Origin of the sequence: Bradyrhizobium sp. USDA 223, from assembly GCF_044909005.1 — a bacterium.
Classification (GTDB): domain Bacteria; phylum Pseudomonadota; class Alphaproteobacteria; order Rhizobiales; family Xanthobacteraceae; genus Bradyrhizobium; species Bradyrhizobium yuanmingense.
This window is the reverse complement of record NZ_JBIYDR010000001.1, coordinates 2,683,444-2,699,837: the sequence shown is the minus strand read 5'-3', so window position 1 is coordinate 2,699,837 and position 16,394 is coordinate 2,683,444. Positions and strand designations below refer to the sequence as shown.

29 protein-coding genes and 1 tRNA gene are annotated in these 16,394 nt (G+C 61.0%); 16 read left to right on the top strand and 14 right to left on the bottom strand.

Annotated elements, in window-relative coordinates; all coding sequences use genetic code 11:
- Positions 1-284: 284 nt before the first annotated feature.
- On the bottom strand, positions 285-776 hold the full coding sequence (locus tag ABIA40_RS12405; RefSeq protein ID WP_404541253.1) for a hypothetical protein: 492 nt from the start codon (positions 774-776) through the stop codon (positions 285-287).
- 182 nt (positions 777-958) lie between these two features.
- Here ABIA40_RS12405 and ABIA40_RS12400 point away from each other — a divergent pair, with 182 nt between their 5' ends.
- Complete coding sequence (locus tag ABIA40_RS12400) at positions 959-1,168, top strand: hypothetical protein (protein ID WP_404541251.1); 210 nt, start codon at positions 959-961, stop codon at positions 1,166-1,168.
- A 122-nt stretch (positions 1,169-1,290) separates the two neighbouring features.
- Here the strand turns inward: ABIA40_RS12400 and ABIA40_RS12395 are convergent, their stop codons facing one another.
- Positions 1,291-1,410 carry an NAD-dependent epimerase/dehydratase family protein gene (locus tag ABIA40_RS12395; RefSeq protein ID WP_404541249.1) on the bottom strand — a complete coding sequence of 40 codons (120 nt, stop codon included), beginning with the start codon at positions 1,408-1,410 and terminating at the stop codon, positions 1,291-1,293.
- A gap of 120 nt (positions 1,411-1,530) precedes the next feature.
- Here ABIA40_RS12395 and ABIA40_RS12390 point away from each other — a divergent pair, with 120 nt between their 5' ends.
- A complete protein-coding gene (locus tag ABIA40_RS12390) occupies positions 1,531-2,061 on the top strand; it encodes a protein kinase (RefSeq protein ID WP_404541247.1) in 531 nt (176 codons plus the stop codon).
- Positions 2,062-2,516: 455 nt separating this feature from the next.
- On the opposite strand, the gene ABIA40_RS12385 is transcribed toward ABIA40_RS12390, so the two are convergent.
- Positions 2,517-3,221, bottom strand: coding sequence for a hypothetical protein (locus ABIA40_RS12385; protein ID WP_404541245.1), 705 nt, complete (start codon positions 3,219-3,221; stop codon positions 2,517-2,519).
- Positions 3,222-3,285: 64 nt separating this feature from the next.
- The gene (locus ABIA40_RS12380; protein WP_404541243.1) at positions 3,286-4,917 is read right to left on the bottom strand and encodes a tannase/feruloyl esterase family alpha/beta hydrolase; all 1,632 of its coding nucleotides are present in this window, start codon (positions 4,915-4,917) and stop codon (positions 3,286-3,288) included.
- A 190-nt stretch (positions 4,918-5,107) separates the two neighbouring features.
- Between ABIA40_RS12380 and ABIA40_RS12375 the strand changes: the two genes are divergently transcribed.
- Positions 5,108-5,308 (top strand): hypothetical protein, encoded by a 201-nt coding sequence (locus ABIA40_RS12375; protein ID WP_404541241.1) that lies wholly within the window; start codon positions 5,108-5,110, stop codon positions 5,306-5,308.
- Positions 5,308-5,568, top strand: a complete 261-nt coding sequence (locus tag ABIA40_RS12370) for a hypothetical protein (protein ID WP_404541239.1) — start codon at positions 5,308-5,310, stop codon at positions 5,566-5,568. The genes ABIA40_RS12375 and ABIA40_RS12370 overlap by 1 nt, the downstream gene beginning before the upstream one ends.
- A gap of 4 nt (positions 5,569-5,572) precedes the next feature.
- Here ABIA40_RS12370 and ABIA40_RS12365 read toward each other — a convergent pair whose 3' ends face one another.
- Entirely contained in the window at positions 5,573-5,725 is a 153-nt protein-coding gene (locus ABIA40_RS12365; RefSeq protein WP_157783960.1) for a hypothetical protein, read from the bottom strand.
- 58 nt (positions 5,726-5,783) lie between these two features.
- Complete coding sequence (locus tag ABIA40_RS12360) at positions 5,784-5,975, bottom strand: DUF3072 domain-containing protein (protein ID WP_225141865.1); 192 nt, start codon at positions 5,973-5,975, stop codon at positions 5,784-5,786.
- Between the two features lie 98 nt (positions 5,976-6,073).
- On the opposite strand from ABIA40_RS12360, the gene ABIA40_RS12355 reads away from it, so the two are divergent.
- Positions 6,074-6,307, top strand: a complete 234-nt coding sequence (locus ABIA40_RS12355; RefSeq protein ID WP_271546558.1) for a hypothetical protein — start codon at positions 6,074-6,076, stop codon at positions 6,305-6,307.
- Positions 6,304-6,528: a hypothetical protein gene (locus tag ABIA40_RS12350; RefSeq protein WP_085974320.1), complete on the top strand. Its 225-nt coding sequence runs from the start codon at positions 6,304-6,306 to the stop codon at positions 6,526-6,528. The genes ABIA40_RS12355 and ABIA40_RS12350 overlap by 4 nt, the downstream gene beginning before the upstream one ends.
- Positions 6,529-6,570: 42 nt before the next feature.
- Here ABIA40_RS12350 and ABIA40_RS12345 read toward each other — a convergent pair whose 3' ends face one another.
- The gene (locus ABIA40_RS12345; RefSeq protein WP_404541236.1) at positions 6,571-6,807 is read right to left on the bottom strand and encodes a hypothetical protein; all 237 of its coding nucleotides are present in this window, start codon (positions 6,805-6,807) and stop codon (positions 6,571-6,573) included.
- Between the two features lie 431 nt (positions 6,808-7,238).
- Here ABIA40_RS12345 and ABIA40_RS12340 point away from each other — a divergent pair, with 431 nt between their 5' ends.
- Positions 7,239-7,466 (top strand): hypothetical protein, encoded by a 228-nt coding sequence (locus tag ABIA40_RS12340; RefSeq protein ID WP_035999684.1) that lies wholly within the window; start codon positions 7,239-7,241, stop codon positions 7,464-7,466.
- 60 nt (positions 7,467-7,526) lie between these two features.
- Here ABIA40_RS12340 and ABIA40_RS12335 read toward each other — a convergent pair whose 3' ends face one another.
- Entirely contained in the window at positions 7,527-7,829 is a 303-nt protein-coding gene (locus ABIA40_RS12335) for a hypothetical protein (RefSeq protein ID WP_275502085.1), read from the bottom strand.
- A 123-nt stretch (positions 7,830-7,952) separates the two neighbouring features.
- A complete protein-coding gene (locus ABIA40_RS12330; protein ID WP_404541234.1) occupies positions 7,953-8,444 on the bottom strand; it encodes a hypothetical protein in 492 nt (163 codons plus the stop codon).
- Positions 8,445-8,716: 272 nt separating this feature from the next.
- Here ABIA40_RS12330 and ABIA40_RS12325 point away from each other — a divergent pair, with 272 nt between their 5' ends.
- From ABIA40_RS12325 to ABIA40_RS12315, 3 genes are all read left to right on the top strand, one after another.
- A complete protein-coding gene (locus ABIA40_RS12325; RefSeq protein ID WP_008558895.1) occupies positions 8,717-9,013 on the top strand; it encodes an HU family DNA-binding protein in 297 nt (98 codons plus the stop codon).
- A 484-nt stretch (positions 9,014-9,497) separates the two neighbouring features.
- Complete coding sequence (locus tag ABIA40_RS12320) at positions 9,498-9,632, top strand: hypothetical protein (protein WP_260347228.1); 135 nt, start codon at positions 9,498-9,500, stop codon at positions 9,630-9,632.
- Between the two features lie 486 nt (positions 9,633-10,118).
- Positions 10,119-10,316, top strand: coding sequence for a hypothetical protein (locus ABIA40_RS12315; RefSeq protein WP_333920065.1), 198 nt, complete (start codon positions 10,119-10,121; stop codon positions 10,314-10,316).
- Here ABIA40_RS12315 and ABIA40_RS12310 read toward each other — a convergent pair.
- On the bottom strand, positions 10,313-10,438 hold the full coding sequence (locus tag ABIA40_RS12310) for a hypothetical protein (protein WP_057029130.1): 126 nt from the start codon (positions 10,436-10,438) through the stop codon (positions 10,313-10,315). The two genes, ABIA40_RS12315 and ABIA40_RS12310, sit on opposite strands and share 4 nt — an antisense overlap.
- A gap of 77 nt (positions 10,439-10,515) precedes the next feature.
- Positions 10,516-10,758: a hypothetical protein gene (locus ABIA40_RS12305; protein ID WP_404541232.1), complete on the bottom strand. Its 243-nt coding sequence runs from the start codon at positions 10,756-10,758 to the stop codon at positions 10,516-10,518.
- 270 nt (positions 10,759-11,028) lie between these two features.
- Here ABIA40_RS12305 and ABIA40_RS12300 point away from each other — a divergent pair, with 270 nt between their 5' ends.
- Positions 11,029-11,313: a hypothetical protein gene (locus tag ABIA40_RS12300; protein WP_157284232.1), complete on the top strand. Its 285-nt coding sequence runs from the start codon at positions 11,029-11,031 to the stop codon at positions 11,311-11,313.
- Between the two features lie 95 nt (positions 11,314-11,408).
- On the opposite strand, the gene ABIA40_RS12295 is transcribed toward ABIA40_RS12300, so the two are convergent.
- Entirely contained in the window at positions 11,409-11,660 is a 252-nt protein-coding gene (locus ABIA40_RS12295; protein WP_271540429.1) for a hypothetical protein, read from the bottom strand.
- 165 nt (positions 11,661-11,825) lie between these two features.
- Between ABIA40_RS12295 and ABIA40_RS12290 the strand changes: the two genes are divergently transcribed.
- From ABIA40_RS12290 to ABIA40_RS12275, 4 genes are all read left to right on the top strand, one after another.
- On the top strand, positions 11,826-12,587 hold the full coding sequence (locus tag ABIA40_RS12290; RefSeq protein ID WP_198399769.1) for an NAD-dependent protein deacetylase: 762 nt from the start codon (positions 11,826-11,828) through the stop codon (positions 12,585-12,587).
- Positions 12,588-12,785: 198 nt separating this feature from the next.
- Positions 12,786-13,448 (top strand): cold-shock protein, encoded by a 663-nt coding sequence (locus tag ABIA40_RS12285; protein WP_035999666.1) that lies wholly within the window; start codon positions 12,786-12,788, stop codon positions 13,446-13,448.
- Positions 13,449-13,563: 115 nt separating this feature from the next.
- Entirely contained in the window at positions 13,564-14,049 is a 486-nt protein-coding gene (locus tag ABIA40_RS12280; protein ID WP_404541229.1) for a DUF192 domain-containing protein, read from the top strand.
- A gap of 92 nt (positions 14,050-14,141) precedes the next feature.
- Positions 14,142-14,218 (top strand) — tRNA-Pro (locus tag ABIA40_RS12275).
- A 224-nt stretch (positions 14,219-14,442) separates the two neighbouring features.
- Here the strand turns inward: ABIA40_RS12275 and ABIA40_RS12270 are convergent.
- Positions 14,443-14,604 carry a hypothetical protein gene (locus tag ABIA40_RS12270; RefSeq protein WP_271540424.1) on the bottom strand — a complete coding sequence of 54 codons (162 nt, stop codon included), beginning with the start codon at positions 14,602-14,604 and terminating at the stop codon, positions 14,443-14,445.
- A gap of 329 nt (positions 14,605-14,933) precedes the next feature.
- Here ABIA40_RS12270 and ABIA40_RS12265 point away from each other — a divergent pair, with 329 nt between their 5' ends.
- Positions 14,934-15,128, top strand: a complete 195-nt coding sequence (locus tag ABIA40_RS12265; RefSeq protein WP_271540422.1) for a hypothetical protein — start codon at positions 14,934-14,936, stop codon at positions 15,126-15,128.
- A 12-nt stretch (positions 15,129-15,140) separates the two neighbouring features.
- On the opposite strand, the gene ABIA40_RS12260 is transcribed toward ABIA40_RS12265, so the two are convergent.
- On the bottom strand, positions 15,141-16,313 hold the full coding sequence (locus tag ABIA40_RS12260) for an OpgC domain-containing protein (RefSeq protein ID WP_157284240.1): 1,173 nt from the start codon (positions 16,311-16,313) through the stop codon (positions 15,141-15,143).
- Positions 16,314-16,394 lie beyond the last annotated feature (81 nt).

Sequence of the window (16,394 nt, the reverse complement as noted above, 5' to 3'; positions counted from 1 at the left end):
CTGCTGTACAAATACGGGTCTGGATAGCTGACCCTAACCCTATGCCCGCAATGGTGTTGACCGAAATCTCTATAGTTACTATTCCTTACGCACTGAAGCCCGCCTCGGTGTGGAATCGAGACAGGCTCCAGCTCTTACCCCTTGTGGAAGGGGGGCAGCACAGGTGGGTGACCGAGGTCACCTAATCGGTGTTGTCCGGCTGATGGACCACATCAGGCTCCTCCTTTCTCTCCGGGTGTTGTGGACTGCTCCTTCGCTTTCCAGGGGACGGAGCCTTCCGAAGCTTAGAAGCGGCGCCTGCCTTCTTGGCCGGTGCCGTTTTCTTTTTGGGTTTCCTCCTTCGGCTTCTTGGCGTCGGGATACCAGGAGCTGAGGCCCCAGGTACCCTGCGGAAGCCGGTGGAAGACGGCGGGCTGAGTGCGCAGCAGGGCGCGCATGCCCACCATCGCGATGTCGTCGGTCTTCGCCTCGAACACGTAGCCGCCCTGCTTAAGGGCGTCGAAGATGTCGCGGGTCGTGGCCGGCCCGAGGTTCTGCGCCTTCCTCATCTCCAGGTACATGCGCATCGCCGGGGTCTGCTTCATCCCGTAGAAGGTGTCGTCGCTGATCTGCGTCACCCGCGTGGAGTTGCTGCTGGCGGCCTCGGTGTAGCGGGGCGCGTAGCCGGCTTCCTTGCAGAGAGTGTTGATGGTCCGCTCCAACTCGGCAGCAGTCGACAGCGCTTCCTCCCGGCGGCGCTCCAAGGCGGCGATAGCTGGATCAAGATCAGACGGCATGACTACCCGAACAGGTTGTGATGCCGCGCATACTACGAGGACTCCGTTCCGTGCCACAAGGGGGCGGGAACAAATATTTGGTGAGACTTACACAAGACAAATATCGTGCATACGTTTTACAAGCAAAAGATAATAATATCAGTGATTTAGAAATGTTGTGTGTATTACACCGTAGTCTGTGTATGACGAACATTCCCGAATTGTTTTACGTGAAACACCGGGATTTCACCGGAGTCGATCACCGCAACGACCATCGCGGCGGCGAATCGCTCGATCGTCGCTCAGAAAACGCAATCCTGATTCGCTGCAAGTCTGGCGACGAATTCGCGGATGACGCAAATCATCATCGCGTCGATCACCGCAACGACCATCGCAACAGCAGCAGATCATGAGCATGCTTGTCAGCTCGGACCTGAGACTGAGACGAGGCTGAAGGTGAATGTGGGCAGCACGATCGTCAGCAAGCACGACATCAGCGAGTACATGACCTTGGCCGGCGCCGTCGCCAAGGCGATCAAGGACAGCGGCTTGCGGGCCACCGCGATAACCCCGAATAGTCAGGACTGTCCAAGAGGTCGCGCAGCAAATGCGAGCCGATGAAGCCGGTTGCGCCGAAGACAAGTGCGGTCTTCATTCAAGTTACCGTTTGCGTTTTGCCTGATCACTTATTGGAAGTCAGGAGGAGTGGCTCTGTCTAGGAAAGGGCCGCGCCCAAGCTATAAGGTAGCGCGAACTTTTGATAGGACAGCCTCCGATGAGCTATTCCCAAAAGATCGCGCGGCATGTCGAGGTCGTAGATGGGATTCTTCATCTGCACGGACAGGCCGTCACGAAGTTCGAGGTAACAGGAAAGCTCGGCCAAGGCGCAAATGGCGTGGTGTTTGATGCACGTCATAAGCTGCTAGATCGTCCGCGTGCTGTGAAAGTTTGGCTAAAACTCAGGGGCGGCGACAAGCGTGACAAAATTGCGCAAGGAATTGCCGAAGCTCAGAAGCTCGCTGCGGCCGACCCGCTTTGGGTGGCGATGGTGTACGAGGCCGAGATCATTGCGGGAACCTTCTTTACCGCGATGGAGAAAATCAACGGCGTTTCGTTGAGGGCGTATTTGAACGATAAGCCGTCAAAATACTGGAGATGGATGGCTGCCGCTCGGTATGTGGATGCCATAGATCAAACCACTACAGAAAGCGTGGTGCACGGCGACCCACACGCGGGAAACGTGATGGTTACGTTGCTACGAAACTACGAGTTAGCGTTCTATAAAGAAAAGAATTCGCGCGGATAAGGCTATTGGATTTCGGTACGTCAGTATTTTCATCGAAGTCGGCAATCCGGGAGCGTCATTGGTCAATCGTGTTTGAGACAGTTCGTAAGATCCTCGGGACATATGAAATGACCCCGAATGTGATCAGCGTGTTCGAAAACTGGCGTAGAATCCCCGAAGATATTAGGCCGGGATACTTGCGTGACGTCATCGATCATTTCGCTTGGCTCGCGAGGAAGAACAACGATATGCACCGCAAGGCGGATTGATGGCGAGGCTGCGGGGCTAACCTGCTGTCATGATCGTATCGCTGACCTGCGGCTGACTCCTCAGGCTCTACGACATCTACCTCGCGCTCCGATATCTTGCGCAATGGCCTTCTGACCGAGGGTGAATTTTGATTGCTCACGACGATCTTTCCAAGTCCGTAGAGGCTGAGTGCAACGGGGCGGTACCAAGCGCGGAACGTGAGGGATCTATCGCCTAAGCTCGGTCAACTCAGTGATGGCGTCGAGACTCGTTTCCATCTTGTCCAGTTCAACGTAGACGGTGAGGAACAGAACAGCCGCGGTAATCAGCGATTCCATTGCTCTCTCCGGAACGGAGCCTCGTGGGTAAAATGTCATGAGTTGGCCGTCGTGCTTGCCGAAGTACACAACCGCTCCGAGCCCATTGGGATGAACAATCTCGCACAGATGATCGTATGCTTCACGGTAGGTCTCAAGCCTCTTATTCATCTTATCGATTTGGCCGAGAATTTGCGGCGCTCTATATTTCAGGCCCTCGTCCAGCAAGGCGGGTAACCGAGTGGCGAATGCGTACTTGTTGGTCAGGTCGGCTAGTCCGGCATAATCTCCAGCTTCGCATAAAGCCTGAAGCTTGGTCGAGTAATCGCAAAAGCTGGCAACGTTCTCGTATATCGCCCTAGTGGCCATCTCGGTCATCAGCGGGCGTCCAGCGCGGAATTCAGCGCAGCCGCCTTCGACGAACATCAGCATCCGGCGCAGATGGGCTTGGATAAAAGATCGTGCCAAGGCTGGTGCATGCAGCCCCTTTGAAGGGGTTCCTATCACGATAGTATCGAGAAGCTTCGCTTGCAAACGCTCGATCGCCCCGTTGGTAGCTGACAGGATATTGTCGGGCATCTCAGGTGGGCAGTCGGTTTTGAGGAACAACGGCATGTCTTGCCATCCCAGGAATCACGAATTGCGGTTCAGCACGCTCAACTAGCGGCGCACATCCTCCCTATTTGCACTCAAAGCTCGCCGCGCTCTCCGGATCGCCTTGGCCCTTGTACCGCGCATGTTGCGGATAGGCGCAAAGCGGTCGACTGCGGCCGGGAAAGGCTGGTCCCGTCGCGACCACCAGATCGGGTGCCTTGCCGTCTTCCACCCAGTTCACGACCGCGCTGAGGAGATCGAAACGATCGAGCGCGGTGCCGCTCGAGCAGTGACCCATGCCGGGCACCAGGAAGGCTCGGCTCGATTTCTCCCGCACCAATTCCATGCCGCCGGAATCCGCCGCCATGCGCTCGTAGTAATTCACGGTGTCGTTCGCCGAGAACCAGGGATCGCTCACACCGTGGTAAAACAGCAGCTTGCCGCCATGGCCGAAGTAGCTCGAAAGGTTGGTCCAGTAGGCGGTGTTGGTGAGGCGATCCATCCCGCTCGCGTTGACCCGGTCTTCGAGTTGATCGACGTTGATGCTTTCCCAAACGGGCGGTCCGACCGGACTGCGCGCGCCTGTGGCCAGGATGCCCGGAATGGCAACGCCTTCGGCTGCCACGCCGCTGTCCCACGGGAACGGCGGGTAGACCTGCGTGCCGCGTGAATTCTTCGGTCCGGCAAAAGCTTTCTTCAAGGCATCGACCTGCGGCGGCGCCAGGCAGGAATCCGTCTTGTCATCCGTCTTGTCGCCCTTGCAAGTGAGGACCGCGGGATCGAATTGACAGGCCTTGCCGTCGAAGACCAGGCCATCCTTGACACCGTCCTTGGCGTCGCAGGCATCGAGGATCGCGTTCGTGATCAGCTTTCGCTCGCCTGCGGAAAACGTCTTGGCGGGCTCCGGCTTGCCGGACGCATCTTTCGGTGCGATCTGGCTGAAGGCAGCGTTGGCCCAGGCGAGTCCGATATTGGAATTGCCGGTGCGCAGCGCAGGCGCGCCGGCGACGATGCCGTCGAATTGCTCGGGATAGCGCGCCGACGCCAGCATGCCTTCGCGGCCCCCGGTCGAGCACCCCGTGAAATAAGAGCGCTTTGCGGGCTGGCCATAGTAATGCGCGACGATCGCCTTGGCGGCGATCGTCACCTTGCCGACGGATGCATGGGCGAAGTTGAGCGCGGCTTCCTGGTCCTTCAGGAACGAGGCATCGAACACCGCGCCCTGATGACCGCTATCGGTCGAGACCACGGCAAAGCCGCGCGCCAGCGCCGGCACCTCGCCGGCCGCGTGGTAACCCAGCGGCGGCCGGATCGAGCCGTTCAAACCGCCGCCGCCCTGAAACAAGAACCGGCCGTTCCAGCGATCGGGCAGGGCAACGGCAAAGCCGATTGCGTAGGACTTGCCCTCGACCCCCACGCGCTGATCGATCACGCCATCCGCGCGGCAATTCGGCGGCAGCGCCACCGAGACGGTGGCCGGCGCCGGCGGTGACGGCTGCACGGTTCCCGGCGGCGCCTCCGGCACCATTTCGGCCTTGGTGATCGTTGCCGTCGATCCCGGCATCGTCCAGCCGGTCAGGTCAGCGCATTTGAGCGCAGGTGGTATGTTGGCTGAATCGTCGGCGCTTGCCGGCGAGATCGCAATGACCGTGATGGCCGCTATCAGACCCAGGCCAGCCATCGCATCATCAAGCGCCACCTTTCTTTTTCGCTGCATCGTTCCTCCCTGCGCTTTCTGAATTTTATTGCGGCACTTAACTCACGCCGGCCGCCGGCCGATCTGCTGCAGCGACACTGAAACTATCTTGTGTTATTCGGCAGGTGCAGTCCAGCGGCGCAGGCTTTCAACCGCTCTCGTCATTGCCTCCGCACTTGAACCCCGCCAGAGGTCGCGCCGACCAAACGGCATGGCCGCACTCGTTGCAGAACTCCTGTTCGATCTCGTCAGAACCCTCGTGGGTAGCTGGCTGAGACAGGCTGTAGTGGCCATCTGTGCGTGGCTCGATACCAAGATTCACGGCCGCGCGGCACGCTTTGTCGTGGGCGGGTTGCTCGGGATCGCCGCTTTTTTCCTCGTTCCTGTTATCGCTGGCTTGCTGGGTCTTTGATGCCCTGGCTGAGGACGTACCTTGTCATCGCATTGGCCATCGGGGCGCTCGTCTCGACGGTGCTCCTCGTCCTGGAGCCGCTGACCGACTTCGCGTTTCTTTGGCTGGAGTGGCCGGGTATCAGCGCAGCGTATTTTTTCCGGGGAGCGGTCGGAGGACCCATTGTCGGCATCGCCATTTCCTGGGTCGTGAATGCGCTGACTTACGGTCTGGGTGCTTTCGTCATTCTCAGCGTCATCAAGGTGCTGAGGGAAGCATGATCCCTCACGCCGTCTCCTCGTCACCCTTGGCCACGATCTCGACTTCGAAATAGCCCATGTCGCGGAGCTCGGCGGCTTTCTTCTCGGCCGCTTCCCTTGTGTCTCGCTTCAAGATGATCTGGCCCGCTCCGTCGCGGGCACAAACGAAATAAGGCATTTTCGATTCCCAATTTCGTTTGCATACGCACGGAGCCGGGTTCCCGCAATTGGACGGCTCACTCGTCCAGCCCGGCCTTTTGCCGCATCTTGTCGATCAGCTCCGAGGCCTCGGCCTTGGTCAGTTCTTCCTCGGGCAGGTCCTGGTGAGCCTGCTCGGCCAGGGTCTTGAGATAGGATTCCTGGGCTCCGGTCATCGGGTCGTCGCCGGAAACCCAGTCCTTCGGGTCCTTCCGGGTGTTGTCGGCCATCGCGCATCTCCTATTCGGTTTTCCGTAGAACGTCAGACTCGACTCTTCGTTCCGTTTTTGTTCTCATGGGCCATATCTAGAATTTGCGAGGCGGAACAATGCCGGACCTGGACTTTCTCAGGCGGGAGATCGAACGGATGCGCATCCAGATGGGCAGGCAGAGGAAGGAGATCCTCCAGCTGCAACGGGCGGGTATCGGCACGGCCTCGGCCGAGGCGTTGCTGTCGCGGATGCAGGCGAAGGTCGAGAGCCTGTGCGCGGAACGCGATGCGCTGAAGGCGGCAGAGCCGCGCCAGTCCAAGGGCAGGGTGCTCGGCGGGAGGACATGGTGAGCAGGCGATGGTTCGACGATGAGCGAGACCTGTCGCCCTTCCTGACCGCGCTCGAGGACGTCCGCCGCAGGGCGACGCGGGAAGGGTGGTGCTATGCCCACGTCCAGGCCATCATCGTCGCCATCGACCAGTACGCGGAAGCTGCGACGGGTAACCGCGAGTATTTCCTCAACAAGCCGGTTTCGATCGGGGACAACCGGAAGGCCGCGGACATTCCGTGAGCGCCCGAGCGGCTCTCGGGACTGCGCGGCTATCGTTGCCGATCAGCGCGGTGAGACCGAGGAGGAGGGCGCTGACCTCATGCGTTCCGCCGAAGCGGTCTTGCTTCGCGGCGAAGGCCTGGCGCGGCGCTTGCCCGACTTCGGACCAGCTTTTGGTGTGATCCCGTTCTGCTCGTCGAACTGCTTCAGCCAGGCCGCGATGTAGCGCGGGTCGTCGGGAGAAAGCCGCTCGAGCAAACGAAGGTTCTGCGCTCTGAATTCCACAAGGGTTTTCGGCATCACGGCTCCTCAAAACCCTGCCCGTCGCAAAAAGTGCGGCCGGACGGCCGCCGGGTCAACGGCAAAGAGCGCTTGAAATCCCGAGCGAGCTGATGCAGCGCCAAAAGCGAAAACCCCGCCCTTTCGGGAGCGGGGTTCTCTGTCGAGGTGAAGCTTAGGGACGCTTCAACTGTAAGACGCGCGAGCGGCTAAGAAAGTTCAAACGAAAGTGCGCCGCTTCGATTGCAAGCGAATGCACGCGCGCCGGGCCATTACAAATCCGTAAGTCGGTTGAAAATCGACGCCGCAAAACTATCTCTGCGTCAGGCGGCAGCGTAACAAGCCGCCCCTCAACTGACACCCAGCCGCCGCGCTCAGAAAAAAGGCGAAGCTGGGTCCTTTGACATTCTCCGGCTCAGGTCCAGCCTCATTGGCCTCAGAGGCAAACGTCCATGGCCGCCCGCACTTACAACCACGAACGCTGGTCGGAAGACGACGACCGGCTGCTTCGATCCATGTGCGAAACCGGAAAGAGCCTCACGCTGATGATCGTGAAGCTCAAGCGCCCCATTGCATCGATCAGGTCGCGCGCGATCGAGCTTGGCATCAATCTGCCGGGCACGCGCATCGGTCTGCGACGGAAGCGGCGAACAGCCCGTACGCCCAGACAAAGCCGCTGAAGGCACCACGACAATTCAGCCGCGCCGCTCTGCTGCGGAGCGGTGCGGCTGCAACCAAGCTCAGGCCGCAATCCGGTGTTCGACGGGCGCCGTCAGGAACTTGAGCGCTTCGGCATGGGCGAGATCCGGAACCGCGATCGCCGTGTGGCTGTACATCGCGTGTGTGCGCGACGTCGCGATCTGGTCCAGGATCCCCTTGCCCTTGATGACGTGGAGGCCCATGCCGTCATCGACGGGGAAGATCGCCAGCACCACGTCGTAGGCCGCGATCACGGCTCTGAGCGCCTCGGCCTTGTCTTCGGCGACATCGACGAAAATACGAACATCCGCCGCGAGTTCACGCAGCTCGTTAAAATCCAGCACTTTGAGGATACTCCAACGCAACCAACCTGAGTGAAGCTTGGTCGCGTTAGGTTACTGAAGCGTCAACAACGGATCGCCGAGCCACAAGTTTCACGACGAGGTGACGCCAAAGCGCGATGCTATCTAGCGCTTGGCGTCCTCCTTGCGCAGCCTGGCCTCGGCGGCCTCGTCCACGAGGGTCAAGCTGGCGCCGTCATAGCTCAGCTTGAAACCGCGGCCGACGATCCAGGTCCAGCCCTCCCGGTCCTTGATTGCCGAGGCGTTGAACTGGTCGGAGATGGATTTGACCGCAGCTTCCTGCGATCCCGGATTGTTCAGCGTCGCATTGACGCGCCAGATCGGATGCCTGGGGTCGGTCTCGTCGCTGTCGACGGCGACCTTGGCGCCGTTGATGTCGCATGCGAGCGTGTACGGACCTCGGCTCGGCCGGCAGAGATAGTGGCGTCGCGCGACGAGCTTGTTGGCCTCCTCGAATGACATCCCGGGCGAGAAGCCGAACATGTCGGACTTTTTCACGAGGGCGAAGGACGCGGGCTTCAAGAAGCTAGGCTGGATCGCGACGAGGGCTGCGACGGCGACCACGATCAGACCTGCGATGACGATAGCGACCTTCATCAGAACCCCATCAGATACCTTTCCTGGCTTATAGCAGCCGCGGCGCTGTGCCAGGTTCGAGAAATTGCAGGTCCTAAAATTGCAGGTCCTGCAACGTCTTGCACAGGAAGTCGGGAACCTCGCGGAGCCCGTGCTTGCGTTTTTGGCCTCGATAGGGTCTAAGCCCGATCGCTTCATGACTTCTGGCATGAATCAGCAGCGCGCACTCGCGGGTCCGGCCGCGTCCCCAGCAGCAGAATTGCTCCGCGCACCCATTCAAAGGAATTCAGACCATGGCGAAGATGACGAAGACCCAATTGATCGATGCAATTGCCGAGGGCACGCAGCTTTCGAAGAACGACGTGAAGTCGGTGATCGAGTACATGGCGACGGTCGGCTACAAGGAGCTCAACGAGTCCGGCGAGTTCGTCATTCCCGGCTTTGTGAAGATGTCGGTCGTGAACAAGCCGGCGACCGAAGCCCGCATGGGCATCAATCCCTTCACCAAGGAGCCGATGCAGTTTGCGGCGAAGCCCGCCAGCAAATCGGTCAAGGCCTCGCCGCTGAAGGTGGCCAAGGACGCCGTCTGACGTGCCGGCGATGTCGGTGCGGTGGGCTCATTGACGCGCCGGCGCAGCAATCAACGGCCGAGGACCAGGTGGTGCTCGGCCATCGCGATGCCCGAACCATCAGGGTAACCAGCACGCGGTACTCGCTTCGTCCTGAACGACGAGCTTTGTTCCCTCACCATCCTCATCCGCTTCACAAGAAAAAGCCCCGCGCTTTCGCGCGAGGCTTTTCTGGCTGACGGCGTTGGGATTTCAGCGCCTGGCCGACAGCCATGGCTTTAACCTAAAGTTGAAATCGCAAAAAGCAACAGCGCCGCCACGACGGAGTATGTTCGTCAGGCGGCGCTGCCGTGTAACTGGGCGCTGAAATCCCCAGCTTCCATAGGTGCTTGTCGCGCCGAAAAGGTTCAACGCCGCCCCCCACCAAAATTTTACGTCCGGGGCTGGACTTTTTGTTCTCATTTTGTTCTAGTGAGACGCGTTGATGGACCGTTGGAGGTTGCTCATGACCGTCGAAAAACAGCGCGAAGTGATCAGGCTCTGGAACGAGCTCAGAAAGGTCGAGGGCCCTGCGGCGGAGGAGCTGCGCATCCAGATCCTCGAATGCTTCTCGAAGGAGAAGCCGAAGCGGGCGGCCTGACTTTGTCGACGCCACGCGGCAACGCGCAAGCGCGATCCGCTCCGAGGGGGCGCGCTTGATATGTCGCCGCGTTGCTTGCCGGCGAAGAGTCTTCTCGAAGTTGTGTCGAAGAAGAGTCTTGTTGCAGAAGAGACTTGTTGCAGAAGACACTCGTCGAAGAAGGGTCCCGCCGGGTCGACGGTGTGAGCGTGCGCGCTTTCATCGATCGTTAGGAGTTGCTCTCCGCGCATTCTTGCGACTCCGATTCGTTCTTCGCGAACGAAACGGAGTCGAAGCTGGAACAAAGCCGGGCGTTCTTGCGCCGCTCTCGCCGCGAAGGTGCCGGATGCGTCTGGCTAACGATAGCTTATGCGGATGCCGATAACCCTATTCGGTTAGGTTAAAAGCCCAATCGCGTTGCGCTTGCTGCGCCTTGGGGTAGGTGTTCGGCAACGACAAGCAAGAAACGCCTTTGCCAAAAACGATTTGCGCAAGCAGCAATTTGCCATGATGCCTTTTTCAGCTCCGTCCTTTTTCCAAGGCGACCGGCACACCTACCGGCGCGTCGCGGTCGTCGGCACGCTGTTCTGTATTGCTTTCGTTGTGATCAGCTTCTCGCTGCGGCCGCAGGCCGAGGACACGCGCGTTGCGGTCAAGGCCGACCGTTTGGTGCGTACGGCAGGTCAAGCCGCGCGCGCCAACTAACGCTCGTCGCCGCAACGGCGGTCATCGGCCCGCGCCTGCGGGCATCCGGCGCCGCGCGAGGCGAGCGCCACGAAGCCGGCATAGCCGGACAGGTTGAGCAAGACTTCGAGCCAGGCGGGCATATCTCTTTCTCTCCGCTCAGCAGGGAACGGACTCAACGTCCGCGCGCATTCCTGGTTCCATACTCCCGCGAAGAAACTCAGAGCCGGGTGGACGGGTCGAGCCGGCGGCCGAGGGTCACGACGGATTCGCTCGACGGCTGCTCCTTGAGGAACTCGGCGATGGCCTGCGCCAGCTCGCGGTCGCTCATCGGCGTCGGCGGCGGGCGCAGCGTGCCGACACCGAAGCTGCGGACGATCTCGTCGTAATGTTCATCCTCGGATTTGGGAACCAATTTGCGGATACGGGCCAGCAAAGCGGATAAGGGCAAACTCTCCTCCATGATTGTTGTCCCCGCTGGCAACCGTCATGGTCTGCTGCCATCTGCTCCCGTGAAACTGAAAACCCCGCCAGCACCGCGGAGATGCTGACGGGGTCTTCGTGCTGTCGCCTCGACCCGGATGGCGGAGGCTCCCGCACTTGAGACGCTAACCGCCGTCTCGCCGTTTCGTTCCCGCGGCATCGACATTTCTTGCCTGCGGGCTGGTTCCATCCATGCGCAACCATCACAGGCGCTCGCCGTTGTCTCCGCGACACGCGAAGGAGGACAAGCATGAAGAAGACACTGGCAGTTCTGGCCACCATCGCGGCGGTCGGTGTGACCGCGGTCGCGGCGCCCGCGCCGGCTGAGGCGCGCGGCCGCGGCGGCATCGGCCCGGGCCTGGCGTTCGGCCTCGCCGCCGGCGCGATCACCGCGGGCGCAGTCGCGGCTTCCCAGCCCTATGGCTATTACGGTCCCCGCTACCGCTATTACGACGGTCCCGCCTATTACGGACCGGGTCCGTACGCCTATTACGGCGGGCCGTACTACCGTCACCACCACTACCGTTATTGGTAGTCGGCGAATAGCGAAAAGCCCGGAGCGGTGCTCCGGGCTTTTTTCGTTCGCATGTCGTCATTCGTATGTCGTTGCGCCTGCCGGCGCGATGATGCCTACGGCCAGAGCGAGGGCCGCTCGACCTTGCGGGCATTCTCCAGCGTCGCCACGAAGTATTCCTCGCGCTCGCGCTTGAACTTTTCCTGTGTGGCACGGAAGGCGGCGACACGGGCGGCGATTTCTTCGCGTTCGCGCTCTTTGCGCTGTTCGTCTTCGGTCATGTCAAATCCCCTCGACACCTGAGTATGTGCACATCCGAACTCAAGCACTGCCGCCGCAATCACGTTGAGTCGCGTCAACACATCCATTGGCACTTCCGAATGGGGCGTCAATGGGGAGGAGGCATTGCAGGATTGTGATATGCGAAGGTCGGAAGAAATTGCCGAGTGCATTGCATTGGCGCTTGATAAGAGCGTCAACGATCTTGTCGCTTGCGTATGTTGCTGTCAGGCCAAACTATCGGGGAGGCGCGATTGATCGCATCGGATCTGCAGAGCGGTATCGAACGGCTCGGCGACATGATCGCCGAGGCCAGGACCATCGTGCCGTTCACCGGTGCCGGCATCTCGACCGAATGCGGCATTCCCGACTTCCGCTCGCCGGGTGGAATTTGGACGCGTAACCGTCCGATCCCGTTCGACGAGTTCGTCGCGAGCCAGTCAGCGCGGGACGAATCCTGGCGCCGCCGCTTTGCGATGGAGGAGGTCTTCGCCGCAGCGAAGCCCGGCCGCGGCCATCGGGCGCTGGCATCGCTCTACCGCGCCGGCAAGGTTCCCGCCGTCATCACCCAGAACATCGACAACCTGCACCAGGCCTCCGGCTTCGCGCCGGAGCACGTGATTGAACTTCACGGAAATACCACTTATGCGCGCTGCATCGGCTGCGGGCAGGACTATCCGCTGGACTGGGTGAAGCGCCGTTTCGAGGGCGATGGCGCCGCGCCCAACTGCACCGCCTGCGACGAGCCGGTGAAGACCGCCACGATTTCCTTCGGGCAGATGATGCCGGACGAGGAGATGCAGCGCGCGACAGCGCTGTCGCAGGCCTGCGATCTCTTCATCGCGATCGGTTCCTCGCTGGTGGTCTGGCCGGCGGCCGGCTTTCCGATGATGGCCAAGCGCGCCGGCGCACGTCTCGTGATCATCAATCGCGAGCCGACCGAGCAGGACGACATCGCCGACCTCGTCATCCACCACGACATCGGCGAGACGCTCGGGCCCTTTGTCGGCAATTGAGGCATCAGTTTGATTCGCGGCTGTGCAAGCTGTTCATAGGTTCCGGCGAATCTCTTTTTTGTCTATGCGTCTCAACCGGGAGTGTTATCTTTTGAGTCGAAAGATTCGCGTCGCGTCGAAGTGAGAACATTCTCTTAAGACGCGTGATTCGAGCGCCGCCAGTGTGGCGGGTTGCATGGCAGTGTGGGGTCCGGGGTTATGGGGTCGTCGGACGGATTTGAGTCCAAGAAGCTTGGAGTTCCCGGACAGGGCACCTCGCAGGGGCGATTGACGCCGGGCGAGCATGGCGGAGCCGGCCGCGACAATGCGCTCAATCCCTTCACCGGATTGGGCGAAGCCAGCGCCAATCTCGTCGAGGTCACCGGCGTCATTAAATGGTTCGACGCCTCCAAAGGTTACGGCTTCATCGTTCCCGACAACGGCTGGCCGGACGTGCTCCTGCACGTTACCGTGCTTAGGCGCGACGGCTTCCAGACCGCTTATGAGGGCGCCCGCATCGTCGTCGAGTGCATCCAGCGCGCCAAGGGCTACCAGGCCTTCCGCGTTGTCTCGATGGACGAGTCGACCGCGATCCACCCGGCGCAGATGCTGCCGCCGCGCACCCATGTCACGGTCACCCCAACCAGCGGGCTGGAGCGGGCCCAGGTCAAATGGTTCAACCGGCTGCGCGGCTTCGGCTTCCTGACCTGCGGCGAGGGCACCCCCGACATCTTCGTGCACATGGAGACGCTGCGCCGCTTCGGCATGACTGAGCTGAGGCCGGGCCAGTATGTGCTGGTCCGCTTCGGGCCCGGCTCCAAGGGCATGATGGCGGCCGAGATCCATCCCGAGACCGGATCGCCGGGATTGCAGTCGCACTAAGGCTATGAATTCCCGCAATCGTGAGCAGAGGCGTGCCGCAAGTCCGGTGCGCCTCTTCCTTTTCCGGCGGTCGCCGCGTAAGGACTGACTGAAGTCCCACGCCATGAGAGCCCCCATGACTTCTGATCGAAAGGCCGTCTGGTCCGCTCTGAAGGGCTGGCTGGCCGCCATCCTCGTCATCGCCGGCTGGGCCGTCGCCGGCACGCCGGCCGGCGCCGCCAGCTTCCAGCCGCTCGAGATCGTCACCAAGAACGGCGTGCAGGTGTTCTCGGTCGAGATGGCAACGACCCCGGAGGAGAAGGAGACCGGCCTGATGTACCGCAAGGAATTGGCCGACGGCAAAGGCATGCTGTTCGACTTCAATCTCGAGCAGGAAATCTCGATGTGGATGAAGAACACTTATGTGTCGCTCGACATGATCTTCATCCGCGCCGATGGCCGCATCCTGCGCATTGCGGAGAATACCGAGCCGTTGTCGACGAAGATCATCTCCTCCCGGGGACCCGCTCGGGCCGTGCTGGAGGTGGTGGCGGGGACGGCGCAGAAGTACGGCATCCGCCCCGGTGATCGCGTCGGCCACCCCCTGTTCGGCGGCAAATAGGACGGGCAGGGGCGATTGCGGCCCAGGCCGGCGGCTTTGGAAAGCTTGCTGGCGCTCCGGGAAGCGTGTATCGACGGTGCTCGCCGGACATTCGGGGTATAGCGCAGCCTGGTAGCGCGGCAGTTTTGGGTACTGCAGGTCGTTGGTTCGAATCCAGCTGCCCCGACCATTCCCCGGGCGGCGCTGGCCTAGAGGTCAGCATCCAACCGGCATGGCCTGGCATCCACGCGTCCGGCCTCCGCTTCGCCTGGAAATCAGCAAAGCCTCATCGAACCTTTGGGCGTCGCGATAGACAAATCCGTGTTGGGGATTTCAGCGCCCAATGTCTAAACGGACGCCGCCAAGCGATGAATATCCCGCTTGTGCGGCGTTGCGTTTTGCCCGGCGCGCTCGTCAGTTCGAGGCGTACCAGCCGGGCGGAAATGGCACGTACGGCCAGGCCATCTGATTGTCGTTGGCGGCTTGCGGCGGCCGTTGCGAGGCCGTGCTCACGATTGGCGCGGGCGGGATCACGCGCAACGCGAGGCGCAGACGCGCACATTGCAATTTCATCATTGTCGTCCCCCCAGCAATCTACTTGCTTCCAAACGTCCGATCGTCTGCAAAGTTCAGTCTTAAAATCACCCTGCGCCGAAACGGCGCGCTCATCCTCAAATCACGGGCATTCTAGAAAAACCGGCGCAAGCTTTCAACCAAACGCGCCGCTCCATCCCAAGAAGTAAGGTTGATCGGCAAGGTTAAGGGCGAGCGGCTGTTGCGGCCGTTTGGCTGGCTGCTATCAGGTCGGTCCCGGCTCGCGATGGGCTGTCCACTCTGTGCCACCACAGATGACTGTTCGTCGCGGCGCGCGGATCAGCCTAAGTTCTGCGCCAGCGAGTTCTGCCATGGCTATTGACCGCAACATCGGGACCATCGGTCCGCAGTCAAACTGGACCGAGATCTGGCACCTCTGGACGGTGATCGTGCCGCGCCGCTCCATCAACGGGCAGTTCGTGCTCGGCAAGGTCTGGCGTCGCCACGACGGCCGCGACTGGATCTACAAGAAGTTCACCGAGTTCGACGGCGAAGAGGCGGCTTAACTGCCGCCTCTCTCAGGCCGCCTTCGCTTCCGCAGCCGGCTTGGCCGGCGGCGGCTTCAGCGGCTTGTCCTGCTTCTTCGACCACGAGATGTAGTAAGCCACGGTCGTCATGATCGCGATGCCGGCGACACTGACGAAGATCTGCGCGAGCAGCGACCCTGAGCTCATCGACAGCTCGAAATGACCGACGAAGGACAGGAACACGCCAACGCAGAACACGGCGAGCGACTGCTGGCCGCAGACGATTAAGGGGTCGAACACCTTCCACTCCAGCCCCGGCCACTCCTTCGGCACGAAGCGGATCACCAGGATCACGATCACCACGAAGTGGAGGAAGCGATACGGTGCGAGGTTGGTCTTGTCATTGGGGTTGAAGGCCGAGAACAGCCATTCCGGGAACATGCCGCCGAAGGTGGGGAAGCGGCCGGCCATGGTCATGACCAGCGCGAACAGGAGATAACCGAGGCAGACCCACAGCGTAACAGGCGAATTGATCAGCGCTGCCGAGCGCCGCGCACCGCCCATGGAGCACCAGGCGCCGAACACGAACAGCACCTGCCAGCAATAGGGGTTGAAGTACCACTGGCCGGCCGGATAGGCGGTCAGGTTCCAGCCGTTATGGCGCGCGACGAGCCACAGCACGATCGACAGGATCATCGTCAAATCGGGCTTGCGCAGCATGAACCACAGCACGGGCGGAAACAGGCCCATCAGCACGATGTAGAGCGGCAACACGTCGAGGTTGAGGGGCTTGAAGCGCAGGAACAGGCCCTGGCGCAGCGTCTCGGTGGCGTTGTCGACGAGGCCGGCGACGTTGAACTCGTTGATCATCTCGGAATCGCCGAAGCGCAGCGCGAGATAGCTGATCGAGGCGATGTAGATCACGAACAGGATGATGTGGGCGACATAGAGCTGCCAGACCCGCTTGGTCAGCCGCGTGGCGCCGACGATGAAGCCGCGGTCCAGCATCATCCGCGCATAGACGAAGGAGGCGGTGTAGCCGGAGATGAAGACGAACAGGTCGGCCGCGTCGGAAAAGCCGTAGTTGCGGGTCGTGATCCAGTTCACGACGTTGTCGGGGATATGGTCGAGAAAGATCGCCCAGTTTGCGACACCGCGAAACAGGTCGAGCCGGAGGTCGCGACCCTTGTCGGGAAGCGTGGCGCTGACGTTCAGGAAGGCCATGCGTCGGGAGCTTTCAGAGAGGACAGAAGCGCGGAGATCGATGAAACCGGGCCGCCAAAAGGGGTCCCAGGATGAGACGCG

Excerpts from the sequence above, each read along its gene's own strand:
- ABIA40_RS12395 (WP_404541249.1), bottom strand. The coding sequence starts at position 1,410 with ATGAAGACCGCACTTGTCTTCGGCGCAACCGGCTTCATCGGCTCGCAT.
- ABIA40_RS12320 (WP_260347228.1), top strand. The coding sequence starts at position 9,498 with ATGACCGTCGAAAAACAGCGCGAAGTGATCAGGCTCTGGAACGAGCTC.
- ABIA40_RS12305 (WP_404541232.1), bottom strand. The coding sequence starts at position 10,758 with ATGGAGGAGAGTTTGCCCTTATCCGCTTTGCTGGCCCGTATCCGCAAA.
- ABIA40_RS12385 (WP_404541245.1), bottom strand. The coding sequence starts at position 3,221 with ATGCCGTTGTTCCTCAAAACCGACTGCCCACCTGAGATGCCCGACAAT.
- ABIA40_RS12300 (WP_157284232.1), top strand. The coding sequence starts at position 11,029 with ATGAAGAAGACACTGGCAGTTCTGGCCACCATCGCGGCGGTCGGTGTG.
- ABIA40_RS12295 (WP_271540429.1), bottom strand. The coding sequence starts at position 11,660 with ATGGATGTGTTGACGCGACTCAACGTGATTGCGGCGGCAGTGCTTGAG.
- ABIA40_RS12375 (WP_404541241.1), top strand. The coding sequence starts at position 5,108 with ATGGCCGCACTCGTTGCAGAACTCCTGTTCGATCTCGTCAGAACCCTC.
- ABIA40_RS12330 (WP_404541234.1), bottom strand. The coding sequence starts at position 8,444 with ATGAAGGTCGCTATCGTCATCGCAGGTCTGATCGTGGTCGCCGTCGCA.
- ABIA40_RS12340 (WP_035999684.1), top strand. The coding sequence starts at position 7,239 with ATGGCCGCCCGCACTTACAACCACGAACGCTGGTCGGAAGACGACGAC.
- ABIA40_RS12325 (WP_008558895.1), top strand. The coding sequence starts at position 8,717 with ATGGCGAAGATGACGAAGACCCAATTGATCGATGCAATTGCCGAGGGC.
- ABIA40_RS12265 (WP_271540422.1), top strand. The coding sequence starts at position 14,934 with ATGGCTATTGACCGCAACATCGGGACCATCGGTCCGCAGTCAAACTGG.
- ABIA40_RS12285 (WP_035999666.1), top strand. The coding sequence starts at position 12,786 with ATGGGGTCGTCGGACGGATTTGAGTCCAAGAAGCTTGGAGTTCCCGGA.
- ABIA40_RS12355 (WP_271546558.1), top strand. The coding sequence starts at position 6,074 with ATGCCGGACCTGGACTTTCTCAGGCGGGAGATCGAACGGATGCGCATC.
- ABIA40_RS12270 (WP_271540424.1), bottom strand. The coding sequence starts at position 14,604 with ATGATGAAATTGCAATGTGCGCGTCTGCGCCTCGCGTTGCGCGTGATC.
- ABIA40_RS12260 (WP_157284240.1), bottom strand. The coding sequence starts at position 16,313 with ATGGCCTTCCTGAACGTCAGCGCCACGCTTCCCGACAAGGGTCGCGAC.
- ABIA40_RS12360 (WP_225141865.1), bottom strand. The coding sequence starts at position 5,975 with ATGGCCGACAACACCCGGAAGGACCCGAAGGACTGGGTTTCCGGCGAC.
- ABIA40_RS12345 (WP_404541236.1), bottom strand. The coding sequence starts at position 6,807 with ATGCCGAAAACCCTTGTGGAATTCAGAGCGCAGAACCTTCGTTTGCTC.
- ABIA40_RS12400 (WP_404541251.1), top strand. The coding sequence starts at position 959 with ATGACGAACATTCCCGAATTGTTTTACGTGAAACACCGGGATTTCACC.
- ABIA40_RS12390 (WP_404541247.1), top strand. The coding sequence starts at position 1,531 with ATGAGCTATTCCCAAAAGATCGCGCGGCATGTCGAGGTCGTAGATGGG.
- ABIA40_RS12310 (WP_057029130.1), bottom strand. The coding sequence starts at position 10,438 with ATGCCCGCCTGGCTCGAAGTCTTGCTCAACCTGTCCGGCTATGCCGGC.
- ABIA40_RS12280 (WP_404541229.1), top strand. The coding sequence starts at position 13,564 with ATGACTTCTGATCGAAAGGCCGTCTGGTCCGCTCTGAAGGGCTGGCTG.
- ABIA40_RS12315 (WP_333920065.1), top strand. The coding sequence starts at position 10,119 with ATGATGCCTTTTTCAGCTCCGTCCTTTTTCCAAGGCGACCGGCACACC.
- ABIA40_RS12365 (WP_157783960.1), bottom strand. The coding sequence starts at position 5,725 with ATGCCTTATTTCGTTTGTGCCCGCGACGGAGCGGGCCAGATCATCTTG.
- ABIA40_RS12405 (WP_404541253.1), bottom strand. The coding sequence starts at position 776 with ATGCCGTCTGATCTTGATCCAGCTATCGCCGCCTTGGAGCGCCGCCGG.
- ABIA40_RS12370 (WP_404541239.1), top strand. The coding sequence starts at position 5,308 with ATGCCCTGGCTGAGGACGTACCTTGTCATCGCATTGGCCATCGGGGCG.
- ABIA40_RS12380 (WP_404541243.1), bottom strand. The coding sequence starts at position 4,917 with ATGCAGCGAAAAAGAAAGGTGGCGCTTGATGATGCGATGGCTGGCCTG.